The 15,975-nt window shown below is 71.7% G+C and carries 17 protein-coding genes and 1 tRNA gene; 12 read left to right on the forward strand and 6 right to left on the reverse strand.

The window, feature by feature from the left end; all coding sequences use genetic code 11:
- Positions 1 to 202: 202 nt before the first annotated feature.
- The 3 genes from H5965_RS24010 to H5965_RS24020 are packed head-to-tail and all read left to right on the forward strand — an operon-like array spanning position 203 to position 3,632.
- A complete protein-coding gene (locus tag H5965_RS24010; RefSeq protein ID WP_310972474.1) occupies positions 203 to 1,282 on the forward strand; it encodes a serpin family protein in 1,080 nt (359 codons plus the stop codon).
- A complete protein-coding gene (locus tag H5965_RS24015) occupies positions 1,279 to 3,096 on the forward strand; it encodes a glycosyl transferase (RefSeq protein ID WP_396136933.1) in 1,818 nt (605 codons plus the stop codon). Before H5965_RS24010 ends, H5965_RS24015 begins: the two co-directional genes overlap by 4 nt.
- Entirely contained in the window at positions 3,093 to 3,632 is a 540-nt protein-coding gene (locus tag H5965_RS24020; protein ID WP_310972475.1) for a DinB family protein, read from the forward strand. The genes H5965_RS24015 and H5965_RS24020 overlap by 4 nt, the downstream gene beginning before the upstream one ends.
- Here the strand turns inward: H5965_RS24020 and H5965_RS24025 are convergent, their stop codons facing one another.
- Positions 3,633 to 3,983 carry a VOC family protein gene (locus H5965_RS24025; protein WP_310972476.1) on the reverse strand — a complete coding sequence of 117 codons (351 nt, stop codon included), beginning with the start codon at positions 3,981 to 3,983 and terminating at the stop codon, positions 3,633 to 3,635.
- A 38-nt stretch (positions 3,984 to 4,021) separates the two neighbouring features.
- Positions 4,022 to 4,621 carry a TetR/AcrR family transcriptional regulator gene (locus H5965_RS24030; RefSeq protein ID WP_310972477.1) on the reverse strand — a complete coding sequence of 200 codons (600 nt, stop codon included), beginning with the start codon at positions 4,619 to 4,621 and terminating at the stop codon, positions 4,022 to 4,024.
- Positions 4,622 to 4,720: 99 nt separating this feature from the next.
- On the opposite strand from H5965_RS24030, the gene H5965_RS24035 reads away from it, so the two are divergent.
- Positions 4,721 to 5,449, forward strand: a complete 729-nt coding sequence (locus tag H5965_RS24035) for a carboxymuconolactone decarboxylase family protein (protein ID WP_310972478.1) — start codon at positions 4,721 to 4,723, stop codon at positions 5,447 to 5,449.
- Here the strand turns inward: H5965_RS24035 and H5965_RS24040 are convergent.
- On the reverse strand, positions 5,413 to 5,862 hold the full coding sequence (locus H5965_RS24040) for a MarR family winged helix-turn-helix transcriptional regulator (protein WP_310972479.1): 450 nt from the start codon (positions 5,860 to 5,862) through the stop codon (positions 5,413 to 5,415). The two genes, H5965_RS24035 and H5965_RS24040, sit on opposite strands and share 37 nt — an antisense overlap.
- A 24-nt stretch (positions 5,863 to 5,886) precedes the next feature.
- Here H5965_RS24040 and H5965_RS24045 point away from each other — a divergent pair, with 24 nt between their 5' ends.
- From H5965_RS24045 to H5965_RS24055, 3 genes are all read left to right on the forward strand, one after another.
- Positions 5,887 to 7,245, forward strand: a complete 1,359-nt coding sequence (locus H5965_RS24045; RefSeq protein WP_310972481.1) for an MFS transporter — start codon at positions 5,887 to 5,889, stop codon at positions 7,243 to 7,245.
- 22 nt (positions 7,246 to 7,267) lie between these two features.
- Positions 7,268 to 7,834, forward strand: coding sequence for a carboxymuconolactone decarboxylase family protein (locus H5965_RS24050; protein ID WP_310972482.1), 567 nt, complete (start codon positions 7,268 to 7,270; stop codon positions 7,832 to 7,834).
- 63 nt (positions 7,835 to 7,897) lie between these two features.
- A complete protein-coding gene (locus tag H5965_RS24055; protein WP_310972483.1) occupies positions 7,898 to 8,668 on the forward strand; it encodes a hypothetical protein in 771 nt (256 codons plus the stop codon).
- Here H5965_RS24055 and H5965_RS24060 read toward each other — a convergent pair.
- A complete protein-coding gene (locus tag H5965_RS24060; RefSeq protein ID WP_310972485.1) occupies positions 8,649 to 9,593 on the reverse strand; it encodes a sigma-70 family RNA polymerase sigma factor in 945 nt (314 codons plus the stop codon). The two genes, H5965_RS24055 and H5965_RS24060, sit on opposite strands and share 20 nt — an antisense overlap.
- A gap of 41 nt (positions 9,594 to 9,634) precedes the next feature.
- Here H5965_RS24060 and dnaG point away from each other — a divergent pair, with 41 nt between their 5' ends.
- Genes dnaG through H5965_RS24075 form a run of 3 tightly spaced genes read left to right on the forward strand, consistent with a single transcriptional unit; the run spans position 9,635 to position 12,879 of the window.
- Positions 9,635 to 11,542 (forward strand): DNA primase, encoded by a 1,908-nt coding sequence (dnaG, locus tag H5965_RS24065; protein ID WP_310972486.1) that lies wholly within the window; start codon positions 9,635 to 9,637, stop codon positions 11,540 to 11,542.
- Between the two features lies 1 nt (position 11,543).
- Entirely contained in the window at positions 11,544 to 12,065 is a 522-nt protein-coding gene (locus H5965_RS24070) for a hypothetical protein (protein ID WP_310972488.1), read from the forward strand.
- Between the two features lie 46 nt (positions 12,066 to 12,111).
- Positions 12,112 to 12,879: a trans-aconitate 2-methyltransferase gene (locus H5965_RS24075; RefSeq protein WP_310972490.1), complete on the forward strand. Its 768-nt coding sequence runs from the start codon at positions 12,112 to 12,114 to the stop codon at positions 12,877 to 12,879.
- Here the strand turns inward: H5965_RS24075 and H5965_RS24080 are convergent.
- The gene (locus tag H5965_RS24080) at positions 12,869 to 13,039 is read right to left on the reverse strand and encodes a hypothetical protein (RefSeq protein ID WP_003097798.1); all 171 of its coding nucleotides are present in this window, start codon (positions 13,037 to 13,039) and stop codon (positions 12,869 to 12,871) included. The genes H5965_RS24075 and H5965_RS24080 overlap by 11 nt on opposite strands.
- A 167-nt stretch (positions 13,040 to 13,206) precedes the next feature.
- On the opposite strand from H5965_RS24080, the gene H5965_RS24085 reads away from it, so the two are divergent.
- Positions 13,207 to 13,279, forward strand: a tRNA-Asn gene (locus H5965_RS24085).
- Between the two features lie 668 nt (positions 13,280 to 13,947).
- Here H5965_RS24085 and H5965_RS24090 read toward each other — a convergent pair.
- On the reverse strand, positions 13,948 to 14,895 hold the full coding sequence (locus H5965_RS24090) for a cold-shock protein (RefSeq protein WP_396136934.1): 948 nt from the start codon (positions 14,893 to 14,895) through the stop codon (positions 13,948 to 13,950).
- A gap of 660 nt (positions 14,896 to 15,555) precedes the next feature.
- Between H5965_RS24090 and H5965_RS24100 the strand changes: the two genes are divergently transcribed.
- On the forward strand, positions 15,556 to 15,858 hold the full coding sequence (locus H5965_RS24100; RefSeq protein WP_310972492.1) for a hypothetical protein: 303 nt from the start codon (positions 15,556 to 15,558) through the stop codon (positions 15,856 to 15,858).
- The last annotated feature ends 117 nt before the right edge of the window (positions 15,859 to 15,975 follow it).

Below are 15,975 nucleotides of genomic sequence, written 5' to 3' on the forward strand. Positions count from 1 at the left end.
CGCGGCAAGGCCCGGCCCACGCCGTGTCGACCCTCTAATCACGCGAGTTGACCCTCTGATCACGCGTGTTGACCCTTCAATCACGCGAAATGCCTAGGGGTGCATGGGCGGGGCCGCGAAACTTTCGGGTGAATTTGTCATCCTCTGGTGGAGTTGCGCGTGGGCGGCCGGTGGGGGTCGGCGGTCCGGTAGTCTCGCCCGCATGGCCACGGACAGCCACCTCCGGTTCGCCCTCGCCGTCCACGCGGCCCTCGGTGCCGGGGGCGGGAACACGTGCTTTTCGCCGTACTCGGTGGCCAGTGCGCTGACCCTCGCCGCGCGAGCCGCCCGGGGGGAGACGCGGGACGAGCTCGTCGCCCTGCTCGGTGACCCCGGCGCGCAGACCGTCCTGCTGCGGGAGGCCGCCCAGCTCGCCGAGGACGACGCCGAGCTGGCCGTGGCCAACACGCTGTGGGCCGACGACCGGCTCCCGCTCGAAGACTCCTTCAAGGCCGAGCTCGCCGAATGGCCCGGGGCCGCCGTCGCGAGCGCGCCCTTCGAAAAGGAACCCGAGACCGCTCGCGCCCTCATCAACGACGACGTCGAGCGCACCACGCGCGGGCTGATCCCGCAGCTGCTTCCGCCCGGCTCGATCAGCGACGACGTCGCCGCCGTGCTCGTCAACGCCCTCTACCTCAAAGCCGCGTGGAAACTGCCCTTCCGCGAAGCCAACACCAGCGACGCGCCGTTCCACGCCCCGGCCGGCACCCGGGACGTGCCGACCATGTGGCTCAGCGAGAGCCTCGGCTACGCGCACTCCGGCGGCTGGCAGGCGGTGCAGCTGGCCGCGGCGGGTGGCCTGCAGGCCGTCGTGCTGCTGCCGGACGGCGAGCTCGCCGAGGCGGAATCCCAGCTCGACCAGGAGAAGCTGACGAACCTGCTCGGCAAGGTCCGCGCCAAGCCGGTCGAACTCTCGCTCCCCAAGATCTCGCTCGACGTGTCCAGCAAGCTTTCCGGCGTGCTGCACGGCCTCGGCGTGCGGACGATGTTCACCGACCGCGCCGACCTGACCGGGCTCTCGCCGGATCCGCGGCTGACCGTGTCCGAGGTGCTGCACCAGGCCGTGCTGCGCGTCGACGAACAAGGCTTCGAGGGGGCTGCGGCCACCGCGCTGGTCATGCGCCTCATGTCGATGACGATCGACGACCCGGTCGCCGTGGCGGTGGACCGGCCGTTCCTGCTGCTGGTCCGGCACGCCGGGACCGGGGCGCTCTACTTCCTCGCCAGGGTGGTCGAACCGTGAGCCTGAAGTCCGAAGCCGTTCCCGAGCTGGTGCCGCCCGCTCCCGAACCACCGGAAGGCCCGAAGCGCTGGGCGTGGCAGGACTCCGCGATCGCCGGCGGGTTCCTGCTGTTCACGATCCTGCTCTACAACGGGCTGTGGTTCGACCTCAAGCGCGGTTACCTCTGGAACGGCGGCGCCGACCAGAGCCAGTGGGAGTGGTACTCGACGGTCGTCGCGAAGGCCGTCCTGCACTTCCAGAACCCGTTCACCACGGACCTGCAGAACTACCCGCACGGCGTCAACATGGCGGCCAATGCGGCGATGTTCGGCCTGAACATCCCGCTGGCGCCCCTGACACTGACCTTCGGCGCGACCCTCACCTGGGCGATCGTGCTCACCGCGGGCCTCGCCGGCACCGCGCTCGGCTGGTACTGGGTGTTCTCCCGGCACCTGGTGCCGAACCGGACGGCGGCCGCGATCGGCGGCGCGTTCTGCGGCTTCGCGCCGCCGATGATCTCGCACGGCAACGCGCACCCGAACTTCGTCGTGCTGTTCGTGCTGCCGTTCATCGCGCTCAAGACGATCCAGGTCGCGCGCGGCGTCCGCCCGGTGCGCAACGGCATCGTGCTCGGGCTGCTCGTCGCGTGGCAGATCCTGCTGGGCGAAGAGCCGCTGGCCATCTTCGCCCTCGCCTTCATCGTGTTCGCGGTCGCGTGGCTGATCCCGCACCGCGCGGAGATCCGCGGCATGCTGGCCCCGCTGGGCAAGGGCATCGGGATCGGCGCGGTCGTCGCTCTGGTGATCACCGGATTCCCGTTGTACTGGCAGTTCTTCGGCCCGCAGAGCTTCCACTCGCTGCTGCACGGCTCGGCGGGCAACGACACGGCGGCGTTCACGCGGTTCGCGACGCAGTCGGTCGCCGGCGCGCCCGAGGCGGCCGCGGACGTCTCGATGAACCGCACCGAGGAGAACGCGTTCTTCGGCTGGCCGCTGATCGTGCTCATGGTGATGCTGACGATCTGGCTGTGGCGCGACGTCGTTTCGCGGGCGCTCGCGATCACGATGTACGTGATGGCCCTGCTGTCGCTCGGCATCGAGATCACCGTGGCGCACGAGGACACCGGCATCGCCGGCCCGTGGAAGTGGCTGGGCCAGCTGCCGCTGCTCGACTCACTGCTCGAGTCCCGGCTCGCGATGGGCTGCATTCCCGTCGTGGGCGCGCTCCTGGCGATCGCGACGCACCGCGTCTGGACCGCGGCCGCCGAGCAACCGGAACCCCTCGAAGGCAAACAGCGGTTCCCCCTGAAGATGATCTGGATCGGCGCGGTGGTGGCCGTGCTGCTCCCGATCGCGCCGACGGAGCTGGTGACGCACCAGCGGCCGCTCTCGCCGCCGTTCTTCGCCGACGGGATCTGGCGCCAGTACATCGCGCCGGGCGGTTCGCTGGTGCCGGTGCCGCTGCCGAGCACCGGGGAGGCCGAGCCGCTGCACTGGCAGGTCGACGCGGGTCTCGGCTACCCGATGCCGGAGGGCTACTTCGTCGGACCGACGTCCCCGACCGACCGCCGCGGCCGCTACGGCGCCGTCCCGCTGCCGACGTCGGACCTGTTCGCCCAGGTGGAGCGCACCGGCCAGGCGGCCGAGGTCACCGAGGCCGACCGTACCCAGGCGCTCGCGGACCTGCGTGCCTGGAACGCCGACGTGCTCGTGGTCGGGCCGCGCCAGAACCAGGAAGCGCTGAAGTCCACTGTGGAGCTGCTGCTGCGCAAGCCGGCGGAGTTCGTCGGCGGCGTGTGGATCTGGGACGTCCGCCCGCTGACGGCGTCGTCGTGACCACTGTGGACGATCAGGGCCGCCCGGAGCCGCTCTACGACGGCGACGAAACCACCACGCTCCTCGGCTTCCTCGACTTCCACCGCGCGACGCTGGCCTGGAAGTGCGCCGGCCTGGACGCGGCGGGCCTGCGCGCGACCCACCCGCCGTCCACGATGACCCTCGGCGGACTGCTCAAGCACCTGGCCTACGTCGAGGACCACTGGTTCTCCCACGTGCTGCACGGCCGTGACCGGATGGCGCCGTTCGACGCGGTCGACTGGGCGGCCACGCCGGACTGGGACTGGGATTCGGCCGCGGACGACACCCCGGAGCGGCTGCGCGAACTCTGGGCGGCCGCGGTCGAGCGCTCCCGGGCGGCCGTGACGGAAGCGCTGGCCGGCGGCGACCTGGGGCAGCGCGCCCGGCGCGCCCGGCGGGACGGCGGCACGCCGACCCTGCGCTGGATCCTGGTCCACCTGGTCGAGGAGTACAGCCGCCACAACGGCCACGCCGACCTGGTCCGCGAGGCGGTCGACGGCAGCACCGGGGAGTAGTCAGCCTCCGGGCCGGGCGATCTGGAAGACGTTGCCGAACGGGTCGCGGACCATCGCCCGCCGGTCGCCGTAGGGCATGGCGGCCGGTTCCTCCAGGCTCGTCGCGCCGCAGTCGAGGGCGCGGCGGTACGTGGCGTCCACATCGGCGACGTAGACGTGGAGGAACGCCGGGAACAGTTCCCGGTCGCCTTCGGCCGAGACCATGACCAGCGAGTCGCCGAGGCGGAGCTGGGCGGGGCGCCCGCTCTCGACCTCGCCGGTCGCGCCGAAGACCGTGCGCAGGAACGCGACGGCGGCGACGAGGTCGCGCACCACCATCCGCGGGACCACCGTCGGGAAACCCGGGTTCATACCGGCCCACCCAAGCCGGTTCCGGCCGGACGCACAAGTCAGAGCCGCAGGCCGACCAGCTTGACCAGGAACCGGTCGAGCTGCTCGACCGCGGGCGGCCACGGCAGGTCGGGCTCGTTGATCCGCTGGGCCAGCATGCCGTTGACGGCGGTCCGCAGGTCGATGGCGACCGTCGTGGCGTCGTCGGCCGGAGCCACGCCGGCGTCCATGCACGCCTGGACCGCCTCGATCGTGCGGGCGACCATTACCTCCTTGAACGGCATCCCGTGCCGCCGGTGGACCGCGCTCTCGTGCAGCACCTTGTACAGCCCGGAATGCTCCTGCGCCCACGCGGCCTGGGCGAGGATCCGGGCGCGGAGCGCGGCCGCGGGGCCGTCGGCCGCGGCGGCCGCCTCGTCACCGACGCGGACGAGGTCCTCGTGGCATCGCTGCATGGCGGCCAGCACGAGCGCGTCGCGGTCCGGGAAGTGCAGGTAGACCGACGTCGCCGCGATCGACACCGCCCGCGCCACGGCCCGCAGCGACAGCGCTTCGTCGTCGGCGAGCTCGTCGAGCATCCGGACGGCGGCCGTGACGATTTCTTCGCGCAGCAGCTCGCCCTGGCCACGGGCGTTCGGACGGCGCCTGGTGTCTTCCATCGTCGCCCAGTGTAGCTGGACAGCCTTTGCGCTACAGGTGTAGCGTAATTCGCACTACAGCCGTAGCGCTACGAATGTCATCCGACTGAGGGAGTGCTGTTGACCACCATCGAAACGCCGTCGGACTTGGAACGCCTCGACCCGGTTTACGCGCAGATGGCCGGGGCCACCGCGCGGTTCGCCGGGGCGATCCCCGAGCTGGCCGACCGCGAGAAGACGTTCCTGTGCGTCACGGCCGATGTCTGCCAGGCGAGCCTGGGCTCGGCGTTCGAGGCGCACGTGCGGGCCGGGCTCGCGGCCGGGGTGTCCACCGCGGACCTCCGCGAGTTGCTGCGGTTCGTCTCCTACGACTGCGGTTACCACGCCGCGACCGCCGGCCTCGAGCGGATCTCCGCGCTCGAGGCGGAACTCGGCCTGGCGCGTCCGGACGCCGAACCCCTCGCCCCGGAACTCGTGTCGACCGGGCCGGAGGCGGCACCCAGCCCGCTGCCGCCCCCGGTGCGGGCCCGGCTGGCCGAACTCGACCCGCACTTCGCCGAGTTCTTCGACCTGCAGTCACGCATGCGCACCGGCCACGGGCCCGGCACGCTCAGCGAACGCGAGCGCGGCCTGGTCAGCCTCAGCGTCGACGTCCATTACCAGACCCTGGCCGACACCTTCCGCACGCACGTCGGGCGCGCGCTACGGGGTGGCGCGGCACCGGAAGACGTGCGCGCGGCACTGCGGTTCATCGCCCAGTTCGGCGTCACGCGTGCCTGGCACGCCTGGGAAGTGCTGAACGAGATCCTCGCTCAGCCGAGCACCTCGTCCGCGAGCCGGCCGAGGTAGCCGGCGAAGCGCTCGCGGTCCTCCTGCGGCCAGTGGCCCACCAGCGCGTCGAACGCCTGGCGCTGGTGAGCCTGCGAAGCCTCGAGGAACTCCTTCGCGAACTCCGTCAACGTCAGCACCGCCCGGCGTGCGTCGCGGGTCGACGTCGAGCGCTCGACGAAGCCCGCTCGAGCCGCTTCGCTCACCATCCGGCTGGCCACCGAGCGGTCGATGCCCAGTTGGCGCGCCACGTCCGCGACCGTCACCTCGTCGCCGGCCGTGCCGTCGATCGCCTGGATGACGAACAGGTTCGGCACGGTCCACGACGGCGGGGTGCCGGCGGCGAAGCGGTCGACGACGTCCGGGGCCCACTGGCGCGCCCAATGGCGGACCAGGCGGAACAGGGCCGGGCCGCCCTCACTTGATGTGTGCATAAGGCACGTTATAACGTGTGCTTTATGCACACATCTCGGAACGTCGCCTACGCCGGTCTCCTGCTCGGCATGGCCATGGCCCAGCTGGACGGCCTGGTCCTCACGGCCGCCCTGCCGTCGATCGGCGCCGGCCTGCACGCCCGCACCGGGCTGGTCGCGGTCACCGCCGCCGGGCTGCTGACCCTGACCGTCGCGACGCCGCTGCACGGCCGGCTCGGCGACCTCTACGGCCGCCGGATCTCCTTCGCGCTGTCGGTGCTCCTGTTCGCCGCCGCCTCCGCCTGGTGCGCCGCCGCACCCGATCTCGGCTCACTGATCGCCGCCCGCGCGCTGCAGGGCCTGGGCGGCAGCGGGCTGATCGTCACGGCGATGAGCGCGCTCGGCGAGCTGTTCGACCGCGACGAGCTGCTGCGCCGCCAAGGCTGGCAGACGGCCGTCTTCGCGGCGGCCACCCTCGGCGGCCCGCCGCTGGGCGGGCTGCTCGCCGCCGGTCCCGGCTGGCGGTGGATCTTCCTGATCAACCTGCCGTTGAGCGTGCCCGCTTTGCTGCTCGGCTTACGCGGGCTGCCGGCGAAAGCGCGTCAGGACAAGGAAAAATTCGACGTTCCGGGCGGTGCGCTGCTGGCCGTCGCGGGGACCGCCGTCGTCGCGCTCGGCACCGTCGACGCGCTCGCCAGGAGTCCACTGTGGACGTCGATCCTGCTCGGAACCACCGTGGTGACGAGCTTCCTGTTCGTCCGGCGGCAGCGCCGTACGAAGAGCCCGCTGATCTCGCCGAAGGTGTTCGCGGACGCCGTCCTCAAGCGCGCGGTGGTGGTCAACGGCCTGGCGGGCGCGGCGCTCTACGGCACCTTCACCTACGTCGCCCTGGTCGCCGCGCTCGGCGCCCGGGCGGCGGCCACCGGGCTGCTGCTCGTCGCCATGACCGCGGGACAGCTCGTCCTCTCGACGTCCTTCGCCGCGCTGGCCCGGCGGCACCCGGACCTGACGGCGTGGGGCCGGGCCGGCTGCCTGCTCGGCACCGCCGGACTGGCCGCGATCGCCGTCGCCGCCGCCTTCGACGGCAGCCCCTGGCTGCTCGCCCCGGGTCTGTTCGCGATCGGCGCGGCCTTCGCCGTCTGCACGTCCGCCTACACCGTCCTCGGTCAGACGCGGGCCGACCGGGCGCTGCTCGGCGTGACGCTCGGATCGCTGACCTTCGCCCGGCAGGCCGGCGGCCTCGCCGGGACCGCGGTGTTCGGGTGGCTCGCGCTGGCCACGACCGGCGGGCTCGCCGCACCCGGCCTCACCGTCGTGTTCGCCGCGGCGGCCGGGGCGATGCTGGTGGCGTGGTTCACAGCGCCCGGTGTCACGTCTGCGGACGCCGTCTCGTCCAGGCCGTAGACACCGGACGAAGGAGAACGACATGCCGCGCATCCCCGCCAAGAAGACGTCCGAGGCTGGGCTCTTCCTCAAGCTCGTCTACCGGATCGCCGGCCGCCGCTTCGGCGCGGTGCCCGAGCCGATGGCCGTCACCGCGCACCACCCCGGGCTGCTGCGGACGTCCGTGGTCCACGAGCTGCTGGCCGAGCGCGCGTCGAAGACGGTCCCGGCGAACGTGCGGGAGCTCGCCGTCTACCGGGTCGCGACGCGGATTGGCTGCTCGTGGTGCGTCGACTTCGGCACCATGCTGCAGAAGCACGACGGCCTCGACATCGAGCGGCTCACGAAGATCGACGACTACGCGACTTCCCCCGCCTTCAGCCACCAGGAGCGGCTGGCGCTCGCCTACGCCGACGCGATGTCCGGCGACCAGGTCACGGTGACCGACGAGCAGGTCGCCGAGCTCGAGCGGGAGTTCGGCCGCGAGGGCGTCCTGGAGCTGACCTACCAGATCGCGCTGGAGAACTCCCGCGCCCGGATGAACAGCGCACTCGGCATCGTCGACCAGGGGTTCACCTCCGGCGACGCGTGCCGCGTCCCGCTCCCGTAGGAGGCGCCGAACCCGACCCCGGGGGGACGCGCCGCCGGGGTCCGCCGCGGGACCGTTCTGCGCATGCACCTCGTCGCCAGTGAACGGATCAAGCTCTTCAGCATCACCACGCCCTGGGTGTGCGGCATCTTCACCCTGGTCGCGCTGGCCTTCCCGGCCGTGATCTCCGCCCTCAGCGCGGGAGAGGCCCACCTGCCGCCCACGGTCGCGAGCACCCAAGCCGGCTACCAGCTCGCCCTGGTCGGCGTGCTGGTGCTGGCCGCGCTCGCGGTGACCGGCGAATACCACTCCGGCACGATCCACGGCACCTTCCAGGCCGTGCCGAGCCGGACGCCGGTGCTGTTGGCCAAGGCCGCGCTGGTCGCCGGGTACGCCTTCCTGCTCGGCGAAGCCGCCGCGTTCGCGGCCTGGCTGCTGGCGCGGGTCCTCGCCCCGGGCGCCGACCTGGCCCTGGACAGCGGCGCCGACTGGCGGATCGTCGCCGGGACCGGACCGGTGTTCGCGTTGGCCGCCGTCTGCGGGGTGGGCGTCGGCCTGCTCGTGCGCTACACCGCCGGCGCGGTCGCGGTGGTCGTCGCCTACCCGCTGATGGCGGAGAACGTCGTCCAGCTGATCCCGCGCGCCGGCCAGGAGATCCACCGGTGGCTGCCGCTGAACGCCGTCACGAAGTTCCTCAGCGGCCGCGGCGAGGCGAACGCGGGCCGGGACGGCGGCAACGCCGGCGTCCTGTCCGACTCGCCGCTGAGCCCGGGCTGGGCGCTGGCCTACTTCGCCGCCTTCGCCGCCGTCCTGCTGGCCGCCGGGATCGCGGCGGTCAAGCGCCGGGACGCGTGATCCGGGTCAGCTTGTCCGGGTTGACCATGTCGTAGATCGCCACGATCCGGCCGTCGCGGATGCTGACCGACTGGACGTGCTCGTCGAGGTCGAAGAAGCCCTCCTGGCCCGGTTGCGGAGCCAGGTGCAGGCCCAGGTCGCCGTTGACGAGCACCGGCGTGCCACCGGTGAGGATGCCGGGCGCGTACTTCCTGGTGAGCCCGATGAAGAAGCGGGCGATCTTGTCCGCGCCGACAATGAGGTTGCGGGCGGTACGGCCCTTGCCGTTCGAGTCGCCGACGAGCACGACGTCCGGGGCCAGCAGCTCGGTCATCGCCCGGACGTCCCCGGCCTGCAGCGCGGTGACGAACATTTCGAGGATCTTCGCCTGGTCCTCCAGCGGGACGCGCGGTGCCGGGTCGGCGTCGGCGAGGGCCTTGCGGCCGCGGGAGGCGTACTGGCGGGCGGCGTCGACCGAGACGCCGAGGGCGTCCGCGATCTCCGAGAACGGCACCGAGAAGGCGTCGTGCAGGACGAAGGCGACGCGCTGCTCCGGCGTCAGCTTGTCGAGGACGACCAGCGCGGCCATCCGCAGGCCGTCGTCGCGGACCGCGACGTCGAGGGGGTCCTCGCTCACCGGCCGCCCGAACGGCGTGACGACCGGCTCCGGCAGCCAGTTGCCGACGTAGCGCTCCCGCTGCGCGGCGGCCGACTTGAGCCGGTCGAGGCAGATCCGGCCGACGACCGTGGTCAGCCAGCCCCGCAGGTCGCGGATCGCCGCGCGGCCGGCGTCGTCCAGGCCGGCCAGCCGGAACCAGGACTCCTGGACGGCGTCCTCGGCGTCGGCGCGGGTGCCGGTCAGCCGGTAGGCGACGCCGATGAGGTGACTGCGGTGCTCGGCGAACCGCGCGGCGAGTGCGTCCTGGGCGGTGGGCGTGGAGGCCATGCCCCGAGTGTGCCGCAACCGGCAAAGCTAGAGTGGGTGACGTGGCAGGACGGATTCGGGAGAGCGACATCGCGGAGGTGCGCGAGCGGAACCGGATCGACGAGGTCGTCGGGGAGTACGTGGCCCTGCGCCGCGCCGGTGGGGGCAGCCTGAAGGGCCTCTGCCCGTTCCACAACGAGAAGACCCCGTCGTTCAACGTCCGCCCGACGCACGGCACCTTCCACTGCTTCGGCTGTGGCGAAGGCGGCGACGTCATCAAGTTCATCCAGAAGATCGACCTGATCTCGTTCGTGGAAGCCGTCGAGCGGCTGGCCGACCGGGTCGGCATCCGGCTCACCTACGAGGGCGGCGGCGCGACGATCCAGCGCGACCGCGGCAGCCGCACCCGGCTGGTCGAGGCCCACCGCCTGGCCCAGGAGTTCTACGCCGAGCAGCTGCTCACCGACGAGGCGCGCCCGGCGCGGGACTTCCTGTCCGAGCGCGGGTTCGACGCCGCGATGGCGAAGACGTTCGGCTGCGGATACGCACCCGGCGGCTGGGACAAGCTGACGAAGTTCCTGCTCACCCGCGGCTTCGAGGTCAAGGAACTGCTCACCGCGGGGCTGTCCAAGGAGGGCCAGCGCGGCCCGATGGACCGGTTCCACCGGCGGCTGGTCTGGCCGATCCGCGACGTCGGCAACGACGTCGTCGGCTTCGGCGCGCGGCGGCTGTTCGACGACGACCGGATCTCCGCGAAGTACCTCAACACGGCCGAGTCGCCGATCTACAAGAAGTCCCAGGTCATGTTCGGCCTCGACCTGGCCAAGCGCGAGATCGCGAAGCGGCACCAGGTCGTCGTGGTCGAGGGCTACACCGACGTCATGGCGATGCACGCGTCGGGCGTGCCGACGGCGGTGGCGTCGTCGGGCACGGCGTTCGGCGAGGACCACATGAAGGTGCTTCGCCGGCTGATGATGGACGATGACGCGTTCCGCGGCGAAGTCATCTTCACCTTCGACGGCGACGAAGCGGGCCAGAAGGCGGCGCTGAAGGCGTTCGAGGGCGACCAGACGTTCGCCGGCCAGACGTACATCGCGGTCGCGCCGGACGGCATGGACCCGTGCGAGCTGCGGCTGGCCAAGGGCGACAGCGCGGTGAAGGACCTGGTCGCGCGGCGGACCCCGCTGTTCGAGTTCGTCATCCGCAGCACGCTCAAGAACTACGATCTCGACTCGGTCGACGGCCAGGTCGCGGCGCTGCAGAAGACCGTGCCGATGGTGGCGTCGATCAAGGACCGCGCGGCCCGCGACGGCTACGCGTCGAAGCTCGCCTGGTGGGTGGGCTGGCAGGACGTCGCCCAGGTCGTCAACCGCGTCCGCGGGGCCGCGGGCGCGACGGACAAGCGCGGCGGGGCCCCGCTGCGGCAGCCCGCGCGCGCCCAGCAGGCCGCCCCGGCGGCCCCGGCGCAGGACCTCGCCCGCCCGGCCCCGAAGGACCCGCGGTTCGCCGTGCAGCGCGAGGCGCTGAAGGCCGCCCTGCAGCAGCCCGCGATCGCCGGGCCGGAGTACGACGCGCTGCCGCTGGAGGCGTTCACCCACCCGGTGTACGTCGCGGTGCACGAGGCGGTGCTCAAGGCGGGCGGCGCGGGTTCGGGCCTGACCGGCCCGGCGCTGCTGGACGCGGCGGCGCCGCACTGTCCGGAAGGGACGGTCCGGCGGGTGCTGTCCGAGCTGGCGGTGGAACCGTTGCAGGCCAAGGACGAGGTCGACTCCCGGTACATCTCGTCGATCCTGGCGCGGTTGCAGGAGGGGCTCGTCGGGCGGCAGATCGCGGAGATCAAGGGCAAGCTGCAGCGGCTGTCGCCGGTCGAAGCGCCGGACGACTACCGCGCGCTGTTCGGCGACCTCGTCGCGCTGGAGCAGTACAAGAAGTCGCTGGGCGAGCAGGCGGCCGCCGGCGCGTGGAGCTGAGATGAGTTTCCTGCGCCGGTTGCTCGGCGACCGCACCCCCGACGGGTTCGCCGGAACTCTGGAGCCGGGCGAGGAAGTCGTCGACAGCGCCCCCGTCGAGGGCGGCGGCCACCTGGTCGTGACGGCCCTGGGCCTGTGGATCCCGGCCGGCGACAGCGCGCGGCGCGTCGGCTGGCACCTCGTCGGCAAGGCGACCTGGGCGGACGGCGTCTTCACGCTGACGGAGTCGGCCGAGGTCGGAACGGCGGGTACGGCGGTCGTGCTGGCCGACCTGCCGCCGGTGCGCTTCCGGCTGCCGGCGCCGGGCAAGGTGCCGCGCGAGGCCTACCAGCGCGTCGAGGGCTCGATCCGCTCCCGGCACCGGCAGGAGATCGGCGCCGGGGGAGCGTGGTTCGTCCAGCGCAAGGTGCCCGGCCGCGACGGCAGCGTGCTGCAGGTCCGGCCCGACCCGGGCACCGACGTCGAGCTGGTGACGGCCATCGCCGAGCAGGTCGCCGCGAAGCTGGTCAACCCGGCCGAATAACAGTACGCTCGTACTCAGTACAAGCGTACTGTTATGGGAGGCGGCCGTGTGGGATCCGGGCAAGTACCTCGACTACGCCGACCTGCGGGCCCGGCCGTTCCACGACCTGGTCTCGCGCATCGGGGCCGCGTCGCCGCGGCGGGTCGCCGACCTGGGCTGCGGCCCGGGCAACCTGACGGTTTCCCTGCGTGACCGCTGGCCCGAGGCGGCGCTGGAGTGCAGCGATAGTTCACCGGAAATGGTGGCAGCGGCCCGTGCTCGCGGTCTGGGCGCGCAGCTGCTCGACGTCCGCGACTGGCAGCCGGCGCCCGACACCGACGTCGTGGTGTCGAACGCCGTCCTGCAGTGGGTCCCCGACCACGCTCCGCTGCTTCGGCGATGGGTGTCGTCGCTGCCTGCGGGGGCGTACCTGGCCGTGCAGGTGCCGGGCAACTTCAACGCGCCTTCGCACGTGCTCACGCGCTCGCTGGCGGCGTCCCAGGCCTGGGCGTCCCGCTTGGAGGAGGTGGTGCTGCGCGAGGACGACGCGGTGTCGACCCCGGCGGAGTACGCGAACCTCCTGGCCGACGCGGGCTGCACGGTCGACGCCTGGGAGACGACGTACGTCCAGCCCCTGACCGGGCCTTCGCCGGTGCTGGAATGGATCACCGGAACGGCGTTGCGCCCGATCCGCGCGGCCCTGCCGGACGCGGAGTGGGAGCGGTTCCGCGCCGAACTGGCCCCGCTGCTGGACTCGGCGTACCCGGAGCGGGCCGACGGGGTCACCTGGTTCGAGTTCCGCCGGGTGTTCTTCGTGGCGCGCGTCAGCGCTTGAGCTTCTCCCCGATCTTCGCGCGCGCCACCCCGGCGGCGCCTTGGACCATCGGGTGGTCGACGACCCGGCGGTAGGTGCGCACGAGCTGCTCGTACCGCCCCCGGCCTGCCTTGGCGCCCAGTACGTACCCCAGGCCGGCCCCCAGCAGGAACTTCTTCATCCGCGTCCACGCCTTCCGTCGTTAGGTCGTCCGACTGTCCATTGTCCAGGAAAACCGCGCGGGCGGGGGCGGTTGCGCTAAGTGGGGGGTGGTGCACGGGGCTTCCGGGGCATGGTCTAAAGTTCTTCTCGTCGGTCGGAGAGACCGGCACCGGAAGTGAGCAACATTCCCCTGTAGCTCAACTGGCAGAGCATTCGGCTGTTAACCGGAGGGTTCTTGGTTCGAGTCCAAGCGGGGGAGCAAGGCCCAGGTCAACGACCTGGGCCTTTTTGCTACCCATGGGTAGGGGCGATTTAGTGTCTATCTTGACGGTCGTCCAATGATCGGCCTGCTGGCCTGCAGGACCGGGCTGCCGCGGTCCGTTGGCTGGCCGCGTCTGCACAAAGACGCAACCCTGTGGGCTCGGCGGCTGACCGGGTGCGCCATGCCCGGGCGAACTTGCTGAGCCACCGCGTCTCGGTGGAGTAACTGCTCGGCGAGCCGGGCGCTGCGCTGCAGGACGTTCGGCCGGGACACCCGCTGTCGGGTAGCAACTCGCGAATCGCCGGCACCGCTCCGCGTGTCTGCGCGCGTCGTGCCACGGGGACCGGTCTACTTAGAAGGCCGACCTGCTGGTGCCTCGCGCTCGAGCCGAGGGAGCACTCCGAGCCCCGGTTTCATCGGGCGTCCGCTCGATGGTGTTCCGGAGAGAAGGGAAGGCGGTTGATCTTGACTTCGCGTCGGGATCGACGACGTGACAGCGAGAGGTGTCGGATCACCGTCACGATCACGGGTTCCGTGACCGTGACGGCGGCCCGGCTGGTGGATCTCCTGGAGGAGGCTGCAGCCGCGTTGCTGACGGCATCATCGACGCCGGATGACCGAGCACTCTCGTCGGGAAGTGATCAGCCAGCGGTGGGGCCGCCTCTTCAGAGGCGTTCGACGCGGTCGGCCTGCGGGCCCCGGTCGCTCTGACGCACCGCGTACCGGACCCGGTCACCCTTCTGCAGCGGCTCCGACCCCTTGATCACGGACGCGTGGGCGAAGAGATCGTCGCCGCCTGCGTCCGGGGTGATGAAGCCGAAGCCGCGTTCGGCGTCGTAGCGCGCGACGACGCCCTCGCCGCCTCGTACGGGCACGTCCCGCGCCGCCGGCCCCGCGGCCGCGGCAGGGGCCGGCCGCTGCGGCGCCGCCTGGGGCTCGGCGCCCCGGACCAGGTGCACGTCGCGGGCCTGCGGGCCCTTGTCTCCACTGGCCACCTCGTAGGCGACGCGGTCGCCCTCCGTGAGCCACGTCAGCCCCTCGGCCAGGGCCCGGGCGTGAACGAAGACGTCCCCGGCGCCGGAGTCGGGGTTGATGAAGCCGAAGCCCTTGTCCTCGTCGTACCAGGCCACCGTGCCGTCGGCACCGTCCGCGATACCGGCCGCAGCGGGTGAGCCGGCGCCTGCTCCCAGCGGGATCACGTGCCCGGCCTGCGGGCCGCGCTCGCCTTCGACGATCAGGAAGGCCACCCGCTGCCCCTCGGTGACCACCCCGCCGGTCACGATGGCGGAGCTGTGCACGAAGATGTCGGCGCCGCCGCCGTCCGGCGACGCGAAGCCGTACCCCTTGCCCGGCTCGTACCAGTTGATGGTGCCGAGCAGGCCCACGGCGCTGCCGGTGGCCGCATCGGCGGTGACGCGAACGCGCAGCGCCTGGGGCCCGCGGTCGTTCTCGCCGATCTCGAACACGACGGCCTGACCCTCGCGGAGCACTTTCCCGCCGCCGTCCCCGACGATCTCGGAGGCGTGCACGAACACGTCCGGCGAGCCGTCCTCGGGCGCGAGGAAGCCGAAACCACGTTCGGCGTCGAACCAACGGACAGTCCCTTGCGGCATCAAAGACTCCAGGTCGAGAGGGCGGACACTGCCCCCAGTCTCCCTGACAGACCTCCGGTCCGTCGGCCGGGCCCACGGGCGGGCGGTGCGGAGCCACGGGCGGGCCGTTGGTTCACCTGGCGACACGCCGAGTTGAGACCAGGTCTCAGGCGCGAGATCTCGGACACCTTGGCCCGGATCAGCGCGCTCAGGCCTGACCTGGTTCAGGACGCACCACCGACAGCTCCGCTCTTCAACTGTGACCACAGACGGCGTGGTCGAGGTAGTCCGCCGGTGCCGGCTCAGGCCGGCGAACAGCACCCGAACCACCACCGCGAACTCGAGGACTGCGCTGGACGTGGTCGAAGCCGTTGTCCCCGAGGTCAGCACCAGCTTCAGGGAGCAGGGGGTTGTTCCGGGCTCCCCGGGCCGATGGACGTGGCGGCTCGGAGCAGGTCGGCGGCCAAGCGCCGGAGTTCCCCGATGTCCTCACTGGTGTTCTCGTACTGTGTGGGTGTGAGGTCGGGGAACTGGCGGTGGATCTCGGCGACCACCGTATCGACCAGCAGCCATGGTGGCAGGTCACGGATGCCCTGGGTGTAGTTGTGGGGGCCCAGGTGTTCCTCGCCGTGGATCGAGGAGGTCCAGTTCAGCAGGGACCGGGAGTGGTATCTGGTGCTAATGGAAACAGATGTCCCGCTGGTTTCGGTGGTGCGGGTGGGTGCCGAGGTCGCCGTTGTCCGGGAGTTGTGGGAACGGTTGCAGCAAGCGGTGCGCGAGTACGACGAGGCGCCGCGATCCCGCCGGATGACGATCGCACTGTCCGATGTGGAACTGCACGTCGTGCACACCGCGCTGGTGCTGGCGCCGCGGATCGTGACTTCCGAGGAGGCGTTCCACATTCGGACAGGGGCCTTCAAGGAACAGATGTCGTCCTTGGCCGACGGCCTCATCGCCGGCCTGCACGCCGCCGAGGTCGGATAGCCACGGCCACGGCGTCCGTTGTGAGGAACATGATCGTCTTGCGACGCCCGGAACTTGACGCCACCGGTCATCCGGACCGCTCGTCCCGGATTCGCCGCGGCTCGGTGAGACGGTCGG

Origin of the sequence: Amycolatopsis sp. 505 (genome assembly GCF_031625235.1) — a bacterium.
Classification (GTDB): Bacteria; Actinomycetota; Actinomycetes; order Mycobacteriales; family Pseudonocardiaceae; genus Amycolatopsis.